General features: G+C 71.8%; 15 protein-coding genes. 10 read left to right on the top strand and 5 right to left on the bottom strand.

Annotated elements, in window-relative coordinates:
* Positions 1 to 188: 188 nt before the first annotated feature.
* From DVK44_RS20225 to mscL, 6 genes are all read left to right on the top strand, one after another.
* Positions 189 to 1,751: a potassium/proton antiporter gene (locus DVK44_RS20225; RefSeq protein ID WP_114660920.1), complete on the top strand. Its 1,563-nt coding sequence runs from the start codon at positions 189 to 191 to the stop codon at positions 1,749 to 1,751.
* Between the two features lie 331 nt (positions 1,752 to 2,082).
* On the top strand, positions 2,083 to 3,336 hold the full coding sequence (locus DVK44_RS20220) for an MFS transporter (protein ID WP_228447650.1): 1,254 nt from the start codon (positions 2,083 to 2,085) through the stop codon (positions 3,334 to 3,336).
* A 211-nt stretch (positions 3,337 to 3,547) separates the two neighbouring features.
* Positions 3,548 to 3,931: an FmdB family zinc ribbon protein gene (locus DVK44_RS20215; RefSeq protein ID WP_114660918.1), complete on the top strand. Its 384-nt coding sequence runs from the start codon at positions 3,548 to 3,550 to the stop codon at positions 3,929 to 3,931.
* Between the two features lie 98 nt (positions 3,932 to 4,029).
* Complete coding sequence (locus tag DVK44_RS20210; RefSeq protein WP_114660917.1) at positions 4,030 to 4,863, top strand: S-methyl-5'-thioadenosine phosphorylase; 834 nt, start codon at positions 4,030 to 4,032, stop codon at positions 4,861 to 4,863.
* 194 nt (positions 4,864 to 5,057) lie between these two features.
* Complete coding sequence (locus DVK44_RS20205; protein WP_114665301.1) at positions 5,058 to 5,657, top strand: hypothetical protein; 600 nt, start codon at positions 5,058 to 5,060, stop codon at positions 5,655 to 5,657.
* 138 nt (positions 5,658 to 5,795) lie between these two features.
* The gene (gene mscL, locus DVK44_RS20200) at positions 5,796 to 6,284 is read left to right on the top strand and encodes a large conductance mechanosensitive channel protein MscL (RefSeq protein ID WP_114660916.1); all 489 of its coding nucleotides are present in this window, start codon (positions 5,796 to 5,798) and stop codon (positions 6,282 to 6,284) included.
* Positions 6,285 to 6,306: 22 nt separating this feature from the next.
* Here mscL and DVK44_RS20195 read toward each other — a convergent pair whose 3' ends face one another.
* Positions 6,307 to 6,489 carry a hypothetical protein gene (locus DVK44_RS20195; RefSeq protein ID WP_114660915.1) on the bottom strand — a complete coding sequence of 61 codons (183 nt, stop codon included), beginning with the start codon at positions 6,487 to 6,489 and terminating at the stop codon, positions 6,307 to 6,309.
* 136 nt (positions 6,490 to 6,625) lie between these two features.
* Here DVK44_RS20195 and DVK44_RS20190 point away from each other — a divergent pair, with 136 nt between their 5' ends.
* Both DVK44_RS20190 and DVK44_RS20185 read left to right on the top strand, forming a co-directional pair.
* Entirely contained in the window at positions 6,626 to 7,657 is a 1,032-nt protein-coding gene (locus DVK44_RS20190; RefSeq protein WP_114660914.1) for a P1 family peptidase, read from the top strand.
* A gap of 146 nt (positions 7,658 to 7,803) precedes the next feature.
* Complete coding sequence (locus DVK44_RS20185) at positions 7,804 to 8,688, top strand: DUF6227 family protein (protein WP_114660913.1); 885 nt, start codon at positions 7,804 to 7,806, stop codon at positions 8,686 to 8,688.
* A gap of 75 nt (positions 8,689 to 8,763) precedes the next feature.
* Here the strand turns inward: DVK44_RS20185 and DVK44_RS20180 are convergent, their stop codons facing one another.
* The 3 genes from DVK44_RS20180 to DVK44_RS20170 all read right to left on the bottom strand — a co-directional run bounded on the left by DVK44_RS20180 (position 8,764) and on the right by DVK44_RS20170 (position 12,763).
* Positions 8,764 to 10,899, bottom strand: a complete 2,136-nt coding sequence (locus DVK44_RS20180) for a PTS fructose transporter subunit IIABC (RefSeq protein ID WP_114660912.1) — start codon at positions 10,897 to 10,899, stop codon at positions 8,764 to 8,766.
* A 100-nt stretch (positions 10,900 to 10,999) separates the two neighbouring features.
* The gene (pfkB, locus tag DVK44_RS20175; protein WP_114660911.1) at positions 11,000 to 11,989 is read right to left on the bottom strand and encodes a 1-phosphofructokinase; all 990 of its coding nucleotides are present in this window, start codon (positions 11,987 to 11,989) and stop codon (positions 11,000 to 11,002) included.
* A gap of 12 nt (positions 11,990 to 12,001) precedes the next feature.
* Complete coding sequence (locus tag DVK44_RS20170; RefSeq protein WP_114660910.1) at positions 12,002 to 12,763, bottom strand: DeoR/GlpR family DNA-binding transcription regulator; 762 nt, start codon at positions 12,761 to 12,763, stop codon at positions 12,002 to 12,004.
* A 128-nt stretch (positions 12,764 to 12,891) separates the two neighbouring features.
* Here DVK44_RS20170 and DVK44_RS20165 point away from each other — a divergent pair, with 128 nt between their 5' ends.
* On the top strand, positions 12,892 to 13,224 hold the full coding sequence (locus tag DVK44_RS20165; protein ID WP_162793975.1) for a hypothetical protein: 333 nt from the start codon (positions 12,892 to 12,894) through the stop codon (positions 13,222 to 13,224).
* Positions 13,225 to 13,299: 75 nt separating this feature from the next.
* Here DVK44_RS20165 and DVK44_RS20160 read toward each other — a convergent pair whose 3' ends face one another.
* Positions 13,300 to 14,868: an MFS transporter gene (locus tag DVK44_RS20160; RefSeq protein ID WP_114660908.1), complete on the bottom strand. Its 1,569-nt coding sequence runs from the start codon at positions 14,866 to 14,868 to the stop codon at positions 13,300 to 13,302.
* Positions 14,869 to 14,930: 62 nt separating this feature from the next.
* Between DVK44_RS20160 and DVK44_RS20155 the strand changes: the two genes are divergently transcribed.
* Positions 14,931 to 16,016, top strand: a complete 1,086-nt coding sequence (locus tag DVK44_RS20155; protein WP_114660907.1) for a helix-turn-helix transcriptional regulator — start codon at positions 14,931 to 14,933, stop codon at positions 16,014 to 16,016.
* The last annotated feature ends 132 nt before the right edge of the window (positions 16,017 to 16,148 follow it).

Raw genomic sequence — 16,148 nt, 5'->3', positions numbered from 1 at the left:
CGGTCTTTATGGGCCGATTCGCACCTTGACCGCGACGGAAATCACATCACCTCCTCACCGGAAGGCGCTCATCCCTCGTGACCAGGGCCGCAGTTCAGCCGGAAGTTCGGCTCGTACTGGCACTCGAAAGCGTCAAGGAAGCGTTAAAGATTAGGTAAGGTAATGAAGTACCGGCTACCGGAGAAACGATCCGGGACGCGCGCGAGGGGAAGGATCGGCCGCTGACTGTCCACCATCTCAATGAACTCCTGCTGATCAGCTCCCTCGTCCTGCTGATCGCGGTCGCCGCTGTCCGGATCTCCTCGCGCAGCGGCCTTCCCAGCCTGCTGCTCTATCTCGGCATCGGGGTCGTCATAGGGCAGGACGGTCTCTTCCACGTCAAGTTCGACAACGTCGAACTCACCCAGGTCATCGGCTATGCCGCGCTGGTGGTGATCCTGGCCGAGGGCGGCCTGGGCACCAAGTGGAAGGAAGTCCGGCCGACGCTGCCGGCGGCAGCTGTGCTGTCGACGGTCGGCGTCGCGGTGAGTGTGGGTGTGACGGCCACCGCCGCGCACTATCTGATCGGTCTGGACTGGCGGCAGGCGCTGATCATCGGTGCGGTCGTCTCCTCGACGGACGCGGCCGCCGTCTTCTCCGTCCTGCGCAAGGTGCCGCTGCCGTCCCGGGTGACCGGGGCGCTGGAGGCCGAGTCCGGGTTCAATGACGCGCCCGTGGTGATCATGGTGGTCGCGCTCTCCGCGTCCGGCCCGGTCGAGCACTGGTACGTACTGCTCGGCGAGATCACGCTGGAGCTGGCGATCGGCGCCTGTGTGGGGCTCGCCGTCGGCTGGGCGGGCGCCTTCGGGCTGCGGCGGGTCGCCCTGCCTGCCTCCGGGCTCTATCCGATCGCCGTGATGGCCATCGCGGTCGCCGCGTACGCGATCGGCGCCACCGCCCACGGCAGTGGCTTCCTCGCCGTCTATCTCGCCTCGATGATCCTCGGGAACTCCAAGCTGCCGCACGCCCCGGCCAACCGCGGGTTCGCGGAGGGGCTGGGCTGGATCGCGCAGATCGGCATGTTCGTCCTGCTCGGGCTGCTGGTCACCCCGCACCAACTGGGGGACGACTTCCTGCCCGCGCTGATCGTCGGACTCGTCCTGACCGTGGTGGCCCGGCCGCTGGCGGTCCTGGTCAGTCTGCTGCCGTTCCGTATCCCCTGGCAGGAGCAGGCGCTGATGTCCTGGGCCGGGCTGCGCGGCGCGGTGCCCATCATCCTGGCGACCATCCCGATGGTCTCCGGTGTCGAGGGCAGCCTGCGGATCTTCAATATCGTCTTCCTCCTGGTCGTGGTCTACACGCTGATCCAGGGCCCGACACTGCCCTGGCTGGCACGGGCGCTGAAGCTCGGCTCCTCCTCCGACGCCGCCGATCTGGGCATCGAGTCGGCGCCGCTGGAACGGCTGCGCGGGCATCTGCTCTCCGTGGCCATCCCCGAGGGGTCCAAGATGCACGGCGTGGAGGTCGCGGAACTGCGGCTTCCCGCGGGGTCCGCCGTGACCCTGGTCGTACGGGACGACAAGAGCTTCGTGCCCCTGCCCGCGACCGTGCTGCGCCGCGGTGACGAACTGCTGGTGGTGGCGACGGATCCGGTACGGGACGCGGCCGAGCGGCGGCTGCGCGCGGTGGCGCAGGGCGGCAAGCTGGCCGACTGGCTCGGCACGGGCAGAAGGAAGGACCGCGGTGTGGGCGTCGGTGGCAAGCTCTCCTGATCGGAGGCGGGCAGCCACCGCGCTCGGCCTTTCCCAGGCGGGATGCGCTTCTGTGCCTGTACGATAAAGGCGCACTTGATCGAACCAACTCTGCCTGACGCAGTGCTGGCGCGACCCGTATGGCGGCCGTGGCGCTCCTTTCAGTGGGCCCCGGCATCTACCGCAGTTCCGCGCAAGAGGACAGCTCTCGGCCCTGCCCGGATCCCCGGGACGCGCTACCAGGCGGCGGAAAGGCAAGGCCGTGTCCCGCAACACGGTCAGCAAGGCCCATAAGGCCGGCACCCACCAGAAGAACACCGCCCAGCAGGCTCCCCGCCCCGGATACGGGCGGCTGCTGCGCACCCCCGGCGTCCGGTCCTTCCTGCTCCCCGGGTTCGCCGCCAGGCAGCCCTTCGCGATGCTGACGATCGGCATCGTGCTTCTCGTCCAGCACACCACCGGCTCGTACGGCAGCGCAGGCGCCGTCGCGGCGGTCACCGGCGTCTCGATGGCGCTGTGCGCCCCGCAGGGCGGCAGGCTCGCCGACCGGTTCGGGCAGCGCGCCGTGCTGGTGCCGGGCGTGCTGCTGCACACCGTGTCCGTGGGCGCCCTGGTCGCGCTGGCGCTGGCCGGCGCCCCGCTGTGGGCGCTGTTCGCCGCCGCCGTCCCGACGGGCGCCTCGGTCCCCCAGATCGGCCCCATGGTCCGCTCCCGCTGGGCGACGGTACTGGGTGACGGATCCGGCCCCCGGGCATCACTGCTCCCCACGGCGGCGGCCTTCGAATCCGTGACGGACGAGTTCACCTTCGTCATCGGGCCGGTGCTCGCGACGGCGCTGTGCACCGGGGTGCACCCGGCGGCGGGGCTGCTCGCCGAGGCCACGCTGACCCTCGTCGGCGGTCTGCTCTTCGCCGCGCAACGCAGCGGCCTGCCGAGCCCCCGCCACCCGCGCGGCGCCGGCACCCCCGCCGAGCGGCGCGGCTCCGCGCTGTCCGTTCCCGGGGTGAAGGTGCTCGTGGTGGCCTTCCTGGGCATCGGTTCGGTCTTCGGTGGCATGCAGGTCTCCCTCACTGCCTTCGCCGCGGAGATGGGCAACCCCGGCGTGAACGGTCTGCTGTACGGGATCTTCGCGGCGGGCAACATGCTCGCCGGGATCGTGTGCGGCACCCTCGCCTGGAAGACCGGGCCCCGCCACAGGCTGCTGTACGGCTATGTCGCGCTGACCCTGGCCACCTCCGCTCTCTGGGCCGTGCACTCGGTGCCCCTGCTCGCCGGTCTCGGCCTGCTGGTGGGGCTCTGTATCGCGCCCGCGCTGATCACGGGCTACACGCTGGTCGAATCGCTGGTGCCCGCGTCGGCCCGTACCGAGGCGTTCACCTGGCTGACCGGCGCCGTCGCGCTCGGCCAGGCCGCGGCGGTCACCGTCGCCGGGCAGCTGGCCGACACCTACGGTGCGCGCGCCGGATTCGTGGTGCCCCTCGCGGGCACGGCGCTGGCTCTGGTCGTCCTGCTGGCGCTGCGTTCGCGGCTGGCGGCGCCGCGTGCGGCCAGAACGGTCACCCACGGTCCGGCGCAACGCGAACCTGTCGCGGTCGGAAGGACGTGACGTGCTGGAATATCGCTTCGTTCGGCGCGGAACGGGTCGCTGTGACCCGGCCGCCCGAGCGGCTTCTCACCCGGACGCGGAGGCCCTCATGGCGGTCAAGCCCTGACCGATGCCTGTGAGCATGGTCATGGAGGCTACTCCAATCGCAGGTGACACAGGTTAGTATGGACGATCGTTAGCACTCATCGAGTCAGAGTGCCAGGAGGAATCAGTGCCGACCTACCAGTACAAGTGCACCGAGTGCGGCGAGGGCCTCGAAGCGGTGCAGAAGTTCACCGATGACGCCCTCACTGTGTGCCCGAATTGCGAGGGCCGCCTGAAGAAGGTGTTCTCCGCGGTCGGTGTCGTCTTCAAGGGCTCCGGCTTCTATCGCAACGACAGCCGCGGTTCGTCGTCGAGCAGTGCCCCCGCCACGGCAAGCTCCTCGGCCGCCAAGCCGTCCTCGTCGTCCGAGGCCAAGGCCGGCGCGTCCGCCGCGTCCTCGTCCTCCTCGTCCTCAGGCTCCGGTTCCTCCTCCTCGGGTGGTTCGAGCACCGGGTCGGGCTCGGGATCCGGCGCGAGCGCCGGATCGTCCAGCGGCTCTTCGGCCGCCTGACCTTCTCGTCCTCCCCGCTCTCTGTCCGCCGGGACCCCGCCGTTTTCACGGTCGGGGTCCTTCGCGTGCGACCGTGCGACTGCGGCTACTGTGATCGGATGGCGAACGCAGAGATCGGTGTGATCGGTGGCTCGGGCTTCTACTCCTTCCTCGACGATGTGACCGAGGTCCAGGTGGAGACCCCCTACGGGCCGCCCAGTGACTCCCTCTTCCTCGGCGAGATCGCCGGCCGTCGGGTGGCGTTCCTGCCCCGGCACGGACGCGCGCACGGCCTGCCGCCGCACCGCATCAACTACCGGGCCAATCTGTGGGCACTGCGCTCCGTCGGAGTGCGGCAGGTCCTGGGACCGTGCGCCGTGGGCGGTCTGCGGCCCGAGTACGGACCGGGCACGCTGCTCGTGCCCGACCAGCTGGTGGACCGCACAAAGGCCCGGACGCAGACCTTCTACGACGGACTGCCGCTGCCCGACGGCAGCGCCTCCGAAGTCGTGCACATCTCGCTCGCCGACCCGTACTGCCCCGAGGGGCGGAGCACGACCCTCGCCGCGGCGCGCGGGCACGGCTGGGAGCCGGTGGACGGCGGAACGCTGGTGGTGATCGAGGGACCGCGCTTCTCGACACGCGCGGAGTCCCGGTGGCATGCGGCGATGGGCTGGTCGGTGGTCGGGATGACCGGTCATCCCGAGGCCGTGCTCGCTCGTGAACTGGGTCTCTGCTACACCTCCATGGCACTCGTGACGGATCTGGACGCGGGCGCGGAGACCGGTGAGGGGGTCTCCCACGAAGAGGTCCTCAAGGTCTTCGCCGCCAATGTCGGCCGGCTGCGCACCGTGCTGTTCGACGCGGTGGGCGGTTTGCAGCCGAGCGAGACACGGGACTGTCTGTGCTCGCACGCGCTGGACGGAATCGATACCGGGCTCGAACTGCCCTGATCACGAGTTGCCCCCGGCCCCGGCGTGCCATGCGCCGGGGCCTCGGAATTTCCCCGGCAGCGCCCTGAACCACTCGCGCGGGTGAGGGAGTTGTCCACAATCGGGAGTTGACCCACAGGCCCCGGCGGGATCGTGGCGGACCGTGGATCGTGAGGAGCGAAAGCAGCGATTCCTCACGTCAGGCGGTGGTCAGCATGGCCCGTTCCTTCCCGCACGATCCCTCCTCCCCCACTCCGTCCCCTCCCCTTCCCGTGCCCGCGCCGGAGCCGCGCGGAGTGCCTCCGTTCGCCCCGCTGCGGGTGCGCGGCTCCGGACAGCGGCTGCGCCGCGCGCTGCTCCGGCGGCGCCGGGCTACGGCGGCCGGGCTGGCCATGACCGCGGCGGCGCTGGCCGCCACCGGGGCCGGCGGGGCGGTGGGCGCGGCCGGGGCCGGGGCCGAGCCCGGGAGCGACGCCCGGGCGGAGGCCGCCGCCCGCGCCATCGCGGCGGGCCCGCCGCCCGCCCGGCGCCGTGCGCACCGGCCGGCGGGGATGGTGTCCGCTCCCGTACGTATCGCGGACGCGGCGACGGTGCGGCTGCTGCGCCGGGGCGACCGCGTCGATGTGATCGCCGGGGCGGACGGTGAGTCCGAGGCCCGGGTGGTGGCCGAGGGTGCCCGGGTGGCGGAGATCCCCCGGGTGCGGGAGGGCCTCGCGGACGACGGGGCGCTGATCGTGCTGTCCGTGCCGCGCGATACCGCGGTGGCGCTGGCGGGCGCGGGGGCCATGTCCCGGCTGGCGGTGACGCTGTGCTGAGACGTGCCGCGCCGGGTCGAACGGGTGAGCTGTCGCGTCGCCTGATCGCGTACGCGGATTGGACAGCGCGGGCACTCGCTGCCGTAGGTTTCGCAGCAGTTTGTCATTCCTACGGCACATGTGAAGAAAGGCTCACTCGTGAGCAAAGAGAAGGAAAGCGTGCTGGCGGGCTTCAAAGCCTTCCTGATGCGCGGCAACGTGATCGACCTCGCGGTCGCGGTCGTCATCGGCGCGGCTTTCACCAACGTGGTGAACTCGCTGGTGAAGGGCGTGATCAACCCGCTGGTGGGCGCCTTCGGCACGAAGGACCTGGATCACTACAGCTCCTGTCTGAAGGCGCCGTGCGTGACGAAGGGCGGCGAGGCGGTCAGCGGCATCCCGATCATGTGGGGATCGGTGCTCAGCGCCGTGCTGACCTTCCTGATCACAGCCGCCGTCGTCTATTTCCTGATGGTGCTGCCGATGTCGAAGTACCTCGCCCGGCGGGCCAGGCTCCAGGCGGCCAAGGAAGAGGTCAAGGAGGTGCTGGAGGTCAGCGAGCTGGAGGTGCTGAAGGAGATCCGGGACGCCCTGGTCGCCCAGCGCGGGGCGCCGGGGCCGGGCGGGCCGGGACGGGCCGCTCCGTAACGGCGGTGCCGGCCCGGCGGGGTCAGAGGTGGTGGGGCGGCTTCTCGTCGAGGAAGCGCGCGAGGTCGGCGGCGCTGTCGCCGCTCGCGGCGGGCCGCTCGCCCCAGCCCCGGTCGGTGTCGTCCGAGGACGGCTGGTCCAGCGGGTCGTCGAAGATCAGCGCCGGACTGGGGCGCGGCGGCTCGGGGGTGGGGGCGGTGCTCATCAGTCCAGGGTACGGGCGCGCGCGGCCGGCCGGGCGCTGTCCCGGCGGCCGGGGCCCGGGGCGCTGGTCGCCGGCCGAGCCGAGGCGGCCTCTCGGCGCCGGGAGTTGTCGTACCCGCGTGGTACGCATGGGAAGTATGACGAGGAATGACGCACTGACCGATGTGGCGGGGCTGCGGGTGGGTCACGCGCGGGTGGCCGGGGACCGGGCGCTGACGGGGACCACGGTCGTCCTGGCGCCGGAGGGCGGCGTGGTCGCGGCCGTGGATGTGCGGGGCGGCGGTCCGGCGACGAGGGAGACCGAGGCGCTCGATCCTCGCAATGTCGTCCAGCGGATCGAGGCCGTCGTCCTGACGGGCGGCAGCGCGTTCGGGCTTGACGCGGCGGCCGGGGTGGTGGCGTGGCTGGAGGAGCGCGGGCGCGGGGTGCGGGTGGGTCCTGAGCCCGAGCAGGTGGTGCCGGTCGTGCCGGCCGCGGGCGTCTTCGATCTGGGGCGCGGTGGCGACTGGCGGATACGGCCGGACGCGGCGACGGGGCGGGCGGCGGTGGAGGCCGCCGCCGGGACGGCCGTCGGGGCGCCTGTCGAGGAGGGCGCGGTGGGCGCGGGGACGGGCGCGCTGGTCGGCCCGCTGAAGGGCGGGACGGGGACGGCGAGCGCGGTGCTGGCCTCCGGGGCGACGGTGGCCGCCCTGGTCGTGGCCAACGCGGCGGGTTCGGTGGTCGATCCGCTGACGGGGGTGCTGTACGGGCGCTACTTCGACGGCCGGGCGGAGTATCCGGCGCCCGAGGTCCACCGGGCGGCGTGCGAGCGGCTGGCCGGACTGAGCGAGCGGAACGGGCCCGCTCCGCTGAACACCACGCTGGCCGTCGTCGCCACCGACGCCGAACTGTCCCGTGCCCAGGCGCAGAAGCTCGCGGGGACGGCGCACGACGGCATAGCGCGCGCCGTCCGTCCGGTGCATCTTCTCAATGACGGCGATACGGTATTCGCTCTGTCGACCGGTCTTCGCCCGCTCGACGCGACGGATCAACTGGCGCTCAATGAGGTGCTGGCGGCCGGTGCGGACGTGGTGACCAGGGCAATAGTCTCGGCCGTCCGCGCGGCGAAGGGCGTGGACGGGCCCGGCGGGACGTTTCCTTCGTACCATGATTTGTACGGACTCGACTGAGGGGCGCGGACGGCGGGTTGACCGGGGGCGCGGAAGAACTTTGTGTGCGCCCCCTTCGTTTTCCCAAAGGGGGGACGCGATGTCAGCCCTAGGCACTACGTTATGCAATCACCAAGTGACATGTGGCGACGGCCTGGAGACCCATCTTGAACGATCCCTACGAGACAACCGAGACGCACCTCGAGCGACTCCTGGGTCGGGCACTCAACTCCTTCGACCTGCCTGACACGTTGGTCGAGGGACTCGACCGTGCGCTGGCGCACGCCAGCTCGCTGTGTTCCGCGCACCACAGTGCGGGGCTGCACCGCGAGACGTACCGGCACACCTATCTGCTCGACGACGGCAGCGCGATCAGCCTCTGGGAGCTGGTGCACAACACCGGCCGGGACGGCGCGCGGCTGCACGAGCTGTACGGGGAGGAGTCCGACGCCCAGCTCGCCGCGGCCCGGCTCGGCCGCATCGGCGGGGAGGGGCCGCTGTGCTCCCCGTTCGCCGGGGAAGGCGGGGAGGGGCCGGCGGACGCGGCGTATCCGGCCGTCCCCGAGGCGGAGTCCCATACCGGCGATCCGGCCACGGACGATCTCGCGGCCGGACTGCTCGCGGAGCTGGAGTCGGAGCGTACGGCGGAGATCGACGCCCATCTCGCCCTGCTCCGCGCGCTGCGGGCGCTGCCCGCGCCGGCGCCCGCGACACGGCACCGGATGTACTCACCGGACAACTCCCCCGACCACGCGCGCCGGGTGCTGCGCCGGGCGGAGAACGAGGACCGGCCGGGCGAGGAGACCGGACGGATGCTGAAAACGGCGTTCGCGCACCACATCACGCAGGTCTTCGGCCGGCAGTGCCAGGTCGAGGGCAAGGACGCCGGGTTCATGCTGTACGAGCACGCGTTCCTGCTGATCGACGGCAGTGAGACAAGCCTCTGGGAGGTCGAGCACACGGCGACGCGGGACGGCCGCCATATGTGCGAGGTCTACGAGACGGAGAGCGCGGCGCGCGAGGCCATGGAACTCCGCGCGCAGGTGAGATGAGGCCGGGAAGACATGGGTGTGGGTCGTACGGCCGCCAGGGGTGGACGGGCGTACGACCCACGGGGTGGACGGCGGTCAGACGGCCACCGGCACCTTGGTCCCGGACGGGGCCGCGGCCTCGGTGTCACCGGCGGCTATCGGCTCCTCCGACCGGGCGGGACCGCCCGTCCTGCGGGCGCCCTTCAGCAGGATGACCAGCCCGGCGCTGACGGCCGTACCCGCCGCGATGGCGATCACGTAGAGGACCGGGTGACCGATCAGCAGGATCACGAAGGCGCCACCGTGCGGGGCGCGCAGGGTGCACTCGAAGAGCATCGAGAGCGCGCCGGTGACAGCCCCGCCCGCCATGGCGGACGGGATGACCCGCAGCGGGTCGGCCGCCGCGAACGGGATGGCCCCCTCGGTGATGAAGGAGGCGCCGAGCACCCAGGCGGCCTTGCCGTTCTCCCGTTCGGTACGGGTGAACAGCTTGCCGCGCACGGTGGTGGCGAGCGCCATCGCGAGCGGCGGGACCATGCCCGCGGCCATGACGGCGGCCATGACCTTGAGGCTGCCCGGGTTGGGGTCCGCGAGGCCGCCGACGGCGAAGGCGTAGGCGACCTTGTTCAGCGGGCCGCCCAGGTCGAAGCACATCATCAGCCCGAGGATGACGCCGAGAACGATCGCGTTGGCGCCGGAGAGACCGGACAGCCAGTCGGTCAGGGCCTTCTGTAGCTCGGCGATCGGTTTGCCGACCACCAGGAACATCAGGAAGCCGACGGCGATGGACGAGAGGAGGGGAATTATGACCACGGGCATGATCCCGCGCAGTACGGCGGGCACCCGGACTCGTTGAATGGCCATCACGGTGCCACCGGCGATCAGACCGGCGGCCAGGCCGCCAAGGAAGCCCGCTTCGATGGTGGAAGCGATCATGCCGCCGACAAAGCCGGGCACCAGTCCGGGACGGTCGGCCATGCCGTACGCGATGTAACCCGCCAGGACGGGCACCAGGAAGTCGAAGGCCAGGCCGCCGATCTGGAAGAGCAGGGCCGCCCAGCTGACGTGGTCCGTCCAGACGAAGTGCTCGGCGACCGACGGCGCCTTGTCGATGGTGTAGCCGCCGATGGCGAAGCCGAGGGCGATGAGGAGGCCGCCCGCCGCGACGAACGGGACCATGTAACTCACCCCGGACATCAGCCACTTGCGCAGCTTGGTGCCATAGCCCTCACCGGCCTCGCCGGCGCTCTCGACGGGCGTGGGGTGGCCGGCGGGAGCGGTGGCCTCGCCGCGGGCCGCCTTGCCGCGTACTTCGGTGATCAGTTCGTCGGGGCGGTTGATGCCGGCCTTGACGCCGACGTCGACGGTGGGCTTCCCGGCGAAGCGCTCCTTCTCCCGTACCGGCACGTCGTGGGCGAAGATCACGGCGTCGGCGGCGGCGATGACGGCGGGGTCGAGGCGGTTGAATCCGGAGGAGCCCTGCGGCTCGACGGTCAGCTCGACGCCCGCCCGCTCCCCCGCCTGCTCCAGGGCCTCGGCGGCCATATAGGTGTGGGCGATGCCCGTAGGGCAGGAGGTGACGGCGACGATACGGAACGGCTCGGTGGAGCCGGCGGCCGCGGGAGCGGGCGGCTCCTCCGGCGCGGGCACGGCGCTCTTCGGGGCGCTCTTCTCGGCGCTCTTCGGGGTTCCGGGCGTCTCCGAGGACACCGCCGAGGGCGTCTCGGAACGCGCCTCTGAGGCCGTTTCGGCGGTGGCAGGTCCAGCGGTAGCCGCCGGGGTCTCCTCGGGCTCCTCGCCGCGGATGAGGGCCGCCGCCGACGACGCGTCGGTCGCGGACCGCAGCGCCGTCGTGAACTCCTCGTTCATCAGCCGGCGGGCCAGCGCCGAGAGGATCGTCAGATGCGCGTCGTCCGCACCGGCCGGGGCGGCGATCAGGAAGATCAGGTCCGCCGGGCCGTCGGGGGCGCCGAAGTCGATGCCCCGGGCCGATCGGCCGAAGGCGAGCGTCGGCTCGCTGACATGCGCGCTACGGCAGTGCGGGATCCCGATGCCGCCGTCGAGGCCGGTCGGCATCTGCGCCTCGCGCGCCGCCACATCGGCCAGGAAGCCGTCCAGATCGGTGACCCGGCCCAGGGTCACCATGCGCTCGGCCAGCGAACGGGCCGCTGCTTCCTTTGTCTCGGCGGCCAGGTCGAGGTCGACCAGGTCCGCGGTGATCATGTCGCTCATCGCGGGCTCCTTTGCTCGCTTATCGCGCGGTGGGGAGGAAGGGGAAGGAGGGGAGAAAGGGAAAGGGGGTACGGGAGGGGAAGGGAACTGAAGCTCGGGCTCATGAGGCGGGCTCCGTGAGAAGGCGGTCCAGCGGGACATCCGCGGTCACCGTGACCGCCGACAGGTCCAGGTCTCCCGGTGACGGCATCACGCTGCCCGGCAGCTGTACGGCCGCCGCACCGTGCGCGACGGCGGACGCGAGCGCCGCCGGGCCTTCGCCGCCCGCCGCCAGGAACCCGGCGAGCGAGGCGTCCCCCGCGCCCACATTGCTGCGGACCGAGGTGACCGTGGCGGAGCCGAAGTAGGTGCCGGTCTCCGTGACCAGCAGCTGGCCGTCCGCGCCGAGGCTGGCGAGGACCGCCGCGGCGCCGTACGTCCGCAGCTCCTCCGCCGCCTTGACCGCGTCCCCCACCGTGGCGAGGGGGCGGCCGACGGCCTGGGCCAGCTCTTCGGCGTTCGGCTTCACGACGTCCGGGCGCTCGCGGAGCGCGGCCAGCAGCGAGGGTCCCGAGGTGTCCAGCGCGATCCGGGCCCCGGCCTCGTGGGCGCGGGCGACCAGTTCGGCGTACCACTCCGGGGCCAGCCCGCGCGGCAGGCTGCCGCAGCAGGCGATCCATGTCACGGCGTCGCCGTCCCGGCCGGTCCCCGCCCCGGCGCCCGCGTGGGCGCCGATCCGGGCGCGGACGGTGGCGAGCAGCGCCTCCGACTCGGCGCCGGTCAGCTCCGGACCCGGCGCGTTGATCTTCGTCAGGGTGCCGTCCGGCTCGGCGAGCGCGATATTGGACCGGGTCGCCCCCGCGACCGGCACCGGTGCGACCTCGATGCCCTGCTGGGCGAGGAGTTCGGCGACGAGGGCGCCCGGCGCGCCGCCGAGCGGCAGTACGGCGACGGTGCGCCGGCCGGCCGCCGCGACGGCCCGCGAGACATTGACGCCCTTGCCGCCCGGGTCCATGCGCTCGGCCGTGGCGCGCAGCACTTCGCCGCGGTCCAGCGCCGGGACCTCGTACGTACGGTCGAGACTGGGGTTCGGGGTGACGGTGAGGATCATGCGGCGGCGCTCCTAAACACTCAGCACTTCGGTGCCCGCGGCCTCGACCGCCGCGACATCCGAAGGGCTGAGCCCGCTGTCGGTGATGAGCAGGTCGACATCGGCGAGGCTGCCGAAGCGCGCGAAGTGCTCCTGGCCGTGCTTGGCCGAGTCGGCGAGCAGCACCACCCGCCGGGCGGCGCCGACGAGCGCGCGCTTGACGGCGGCTTCGGCGAGGTCCGGGGTGGTGAGGCCGCTCTCGGCCGAGAATCCGTTGGTGCCGAGGAAGAGGACATCGGCGCGGATCTCGCTGTACGCCCGCAGCGCCCAGGCGTCGACGGCCGCACGCGTACGGTGCCGGACCCTGCCCCCGACCAGGTGCAGATCGATCCCCGGGTGGTCCGCGAGGCGGGCGGCGACGGGCAGCCCGTGCGTGACGACGGTGAGCCCGCAGTCCAGCGGCAGCGCCGCCGCGAGCCGCGCCACGGTCGAACCGGCGTCGAGGATCACGCTGCCGTCGTGCGGCAGTTCCGCGAGCGCCGCGTGGGCGATCCGGTCCTTCTCGTCGGCGGCGGTGGACTCGCGCTCGGCGAGATCCGGCTCGAAGTCCAGCCGGCCCGCGGGTATGGCCCCGCCGTGCACCCGCCGGACGAGCCCCGCGCGGTCCAGCGCCTTGAGATCGCGCCGCACGGTCTCGGCGGTGACCTGGAACTCCTCGGCCAGCGACAGCACATCGACCCGGCCGTCCTCGCGGGCCAGGCGCAGGATCTCCTGCTGACGCTCCGGTGCGTACATGTGGTTTTACGTCCGTTCCGTGCCCGAACCTGTGGTTTCGACGGAAGGCTACGCCGACATTTCCACAAAGTAAACAGATCCGGGCATGGTGCGGACATGATCAGGCATCATGTGGACGTTCGGTGGACATGTGGTCCACGAGACAGGGGGTAGAGCAGAACGTGAATGGGTACGCGATAGCGCTGAACGCGACCGTGATGGTGCTCGCGGGAGCGGGCGGAGTGGCCGCGCTCGCGACCGGCTGGGTGTTCCCGCCGTTGCGCAAGCGGTTGGTCCGGCCGCAGTTGTACGGCTATGGGCTGCTGGTCGTGGCGGCGGCCTTCGCGCTCCAGCTGGCCGGCGGGCTGCTGGTCGACGACCAGGCCACGGAGCTGAGTTTCTTCACCATTCCGACCGCGGTCGGCCTGGTGGCCGGTCTGGGGCTGACGGTCTTCGCGCAGATCGCGCCGCGCCGGCGCTGAGGTATCCGGGAGCGGAGGTCTCCGGCGCCGTACAGGATTTCCCATACGGAACCGGAGACCTCCGCCCCGGCGCGGTCAGACCGCCGCCGCCTCCTGGTGATCCGCCTGGTCCTCGTGCGGCTTCGGCCGGCCCGGCAGTGCGAACATCACCGCGAAGATGACCGCGAGCACCGCCACCACCCACCACATCGCGTGCTCGAAACCGGCCGCGAAGGCCCCGCCCACCGCGCCGGACCCGCCCGCGAGCCGGTCGTCGACCACCCCGAAGAACACCACCGACACCAGCCCGAGCCCGAGCGCGTTGCCCATCTGCTGCACGGTGTTGATCAGGCCGGACGCCGACCCCGAGTGCTCGCGCGGCACCCCCGACAGGACCGCGTCCGTCAGCGGCGCCACGATCAGGCCCATCCCGAGGCCCATCACCACCAGCGGCGCGGCCATCTGCCACGGGCGGATGTCCAGGCCGTACCGGTCGGCCTCCGCGATGTAGAGCAGCAGTCCGGCGATCATCGTGAGCGCGCCCGCCTGGAGCACCTTCCGGCCGAAGCGCGGTACGAGTTTCTGTACGGAGAGACCCGCCGCCACCGACACAGCGATCGAGAACGGCACCCCGGTCAGCCCCGCGCGCAGCGGGCTCCAGCCGAGTCCGGTCTGCATGTAGAGCGTCCAGACCAGGAAGAAGATGCCCAGCGCGACACCGAAGGTGAGCTGGACGGCGATGCCCGCGGCGAAGCTCTTCACGCGGAACAGCGACAGCTCGATCAGCGGCGAACCGTCCACCCGCGCCTTCCGCCGCTCGTACGCCACGAGCACCGCCACCACACCGACGCTGCCGATCATGCAGAGGTGCCCCCACAGCGGCCAGCCCAGCTCGCGCCCGCGCGTCAGCGGATAGACCAGCATCAGCATCGCGGCCGTCACCAGCACCACACCGACCAGGTCGAGCCGGAGCGCCTTGGGGGCCCGGGACTCGGTGATGAACCGCCGGCCCAGCAGCACACCCGCGATACCGACCGGCAGGTTGATCAGGAAGATCGGGCGCCATTCGAGGCCGAAGAGGTTCCACTGCGTGAGCAGCGCGCCGAGCAGCGGCCCCGAGACGGCGCCCAGCCCGACGATCGCGCCGAACATCCCGAAGACCTTGCCCCGTTCGTGCGCCGGGAAGGTGACATGGATGATCGCGAGCACCTGCGGCACCATCATCGCGGCCATCGCGCCCTGGAGCAGCCGGGAGCCGACGAGCATCTCCGGGTTGGCAGCAAAACCGCAGAGGGCGGAGGCGATAGTGAAGCCGGTGATACCTATCAGGAAGAGCCTTTTACGGCCGTAAATGTCGCCGAGTCGGCCACCAGTGATCAGGCCGGCGGCGAACGCCAGCGCGTATCCGGCGGTGATCCACTGGATCGCCCCGAACGAGGCCCCCAGGTCCCGTTCCATGCTCGGGACGGCGATATTGACGATGGTCACATCGACCAGGTCCATGAAGGCGGCCGTCATGACGATGGCCAACGCCAACCAGCGCCGCTTGTCGGGCGCCGATTCAGGCGTGGAGCTGTCGGGCGTGGCGCCCGGCTCCGCGCGTGGTGACGCGGGCCGGGGCGGTGTCGGTTCCAGGGCGGGTTCGGCGGTGGCGGAAGAACTCATGCGGCAGAAGTTATGACCCATCTAGGCCAGAACGTGTCCTCAATGGCGCGCACGATGGTCCTATGACCGATACCCCGGCCCGGCTGCTCAGCCTGCTCTCGCTCCTTCAGACCCCGCGCGAATGGCCCGGCAGCGAGTTGGCCGGGCGTCTCGGGGTCAGCCCCCGCACCATCCGCCGCGACATCGACCGGCTGCGCGCCCTCGGCTATCCCGTCGAGGCCACGATGGGCGCGGTCGGCGGCTACCGGCTGGTCGCGGGGACGGCGATGCCGCCGCTGCTCCTGGACGACGAGGAGGCCGTGGCCATCGCCGTCGGGCTGCGGGCGGGCGCGGGCCATGCCATCGAGGGCGTCGACGAGGCGTCCGTACGGGCCCTCGCCAAGCTGGAGCAGGTGCTGCCGGCCCGGCTGCGGCACCGGGTGTCGACCCTCCAGGCCGCGACCGTCCCCCTCACGCGCGGCGACGGCGCGACCATCGATCCGCGCACCCTGACCGTCCTGGCCGGCGCCGTCACGGGCACCGAGCGGCTGCGCTTCGGCTACCGCTCGGGGGACGGTACGGAGACCAAGCGCCAGGTCGAGCCGTACCGCCTGGTCTCGACCGGCCGGCGCTGGTATCTGGTCGCGTACGACCTGGGGCGGAGCGACTGGCGTACGTTCCGGGTCGACCGCGTGGGCGAGCCGTTCGCGACCGGCGCCCGTTTCGCGCCGCGTGAGCTGCCGACGGGCGGGGACGCGGCGGAGTATCTGAGCAGGTCGATGTCGGGGATGAAGCCCCGGCTGGAGCTGGACGTGGTCTTCCGGGCACCGGCGGCGTTCGTCACGGCCCGGCTGCCGCGCCACCTCGGCGCGCCGGAGGAGACGGGGCCGGACTCCTGCCGGCTGCGCGGCACGGTGCACGATTCGCTGGAGTGGCTGGCGCTGCGACTGGCGCTGGTGGACTGCGAGTTCACTGTCCACGCGCCGGCCGGGCTCACCGACTACCTGAGCGAGCTGGGCCAGCGGCTGACCCGCGCGGCGACCCGCTGGGAGCGAAGCCCGGAGCGGAGTCCTGAACAGAGCCCGGAGCAGAGCCAGGCGCGAAGCCAGGAACAGGGCCAGGCGCGAAGCCCGGCACAGAGCCCCGAGCACGATCCGGGGCAGAGGTGAGCCCCGGCACCTGGGGGGGGTTGGTGCCGGGGCTCGTCTTCGGGGGCCGACGTATCGGCCGTCCCGTACCGCGCTCACGGGGAGCGCTTCGATACGGGCTAAGGGGGACACTACGGCTCTCGGGCGCTGACG

It is taken from the genome of Streptomyces paludis, from assembly GCF_003344965.1.
In the GTDB taxonomy this organism is placed as follows: domain Bacteria; phylum Actinomycetota; class Actinomycetes; order Streptomycetales; family Streptomycetaceae; genus Streptomyces; species Streptomyces paludis.
The sequence above is the reverse complement of the archived record's forward strand: the minus strand, read 5'-3'. Positions and strand labels throughout refer to the sequence as shown.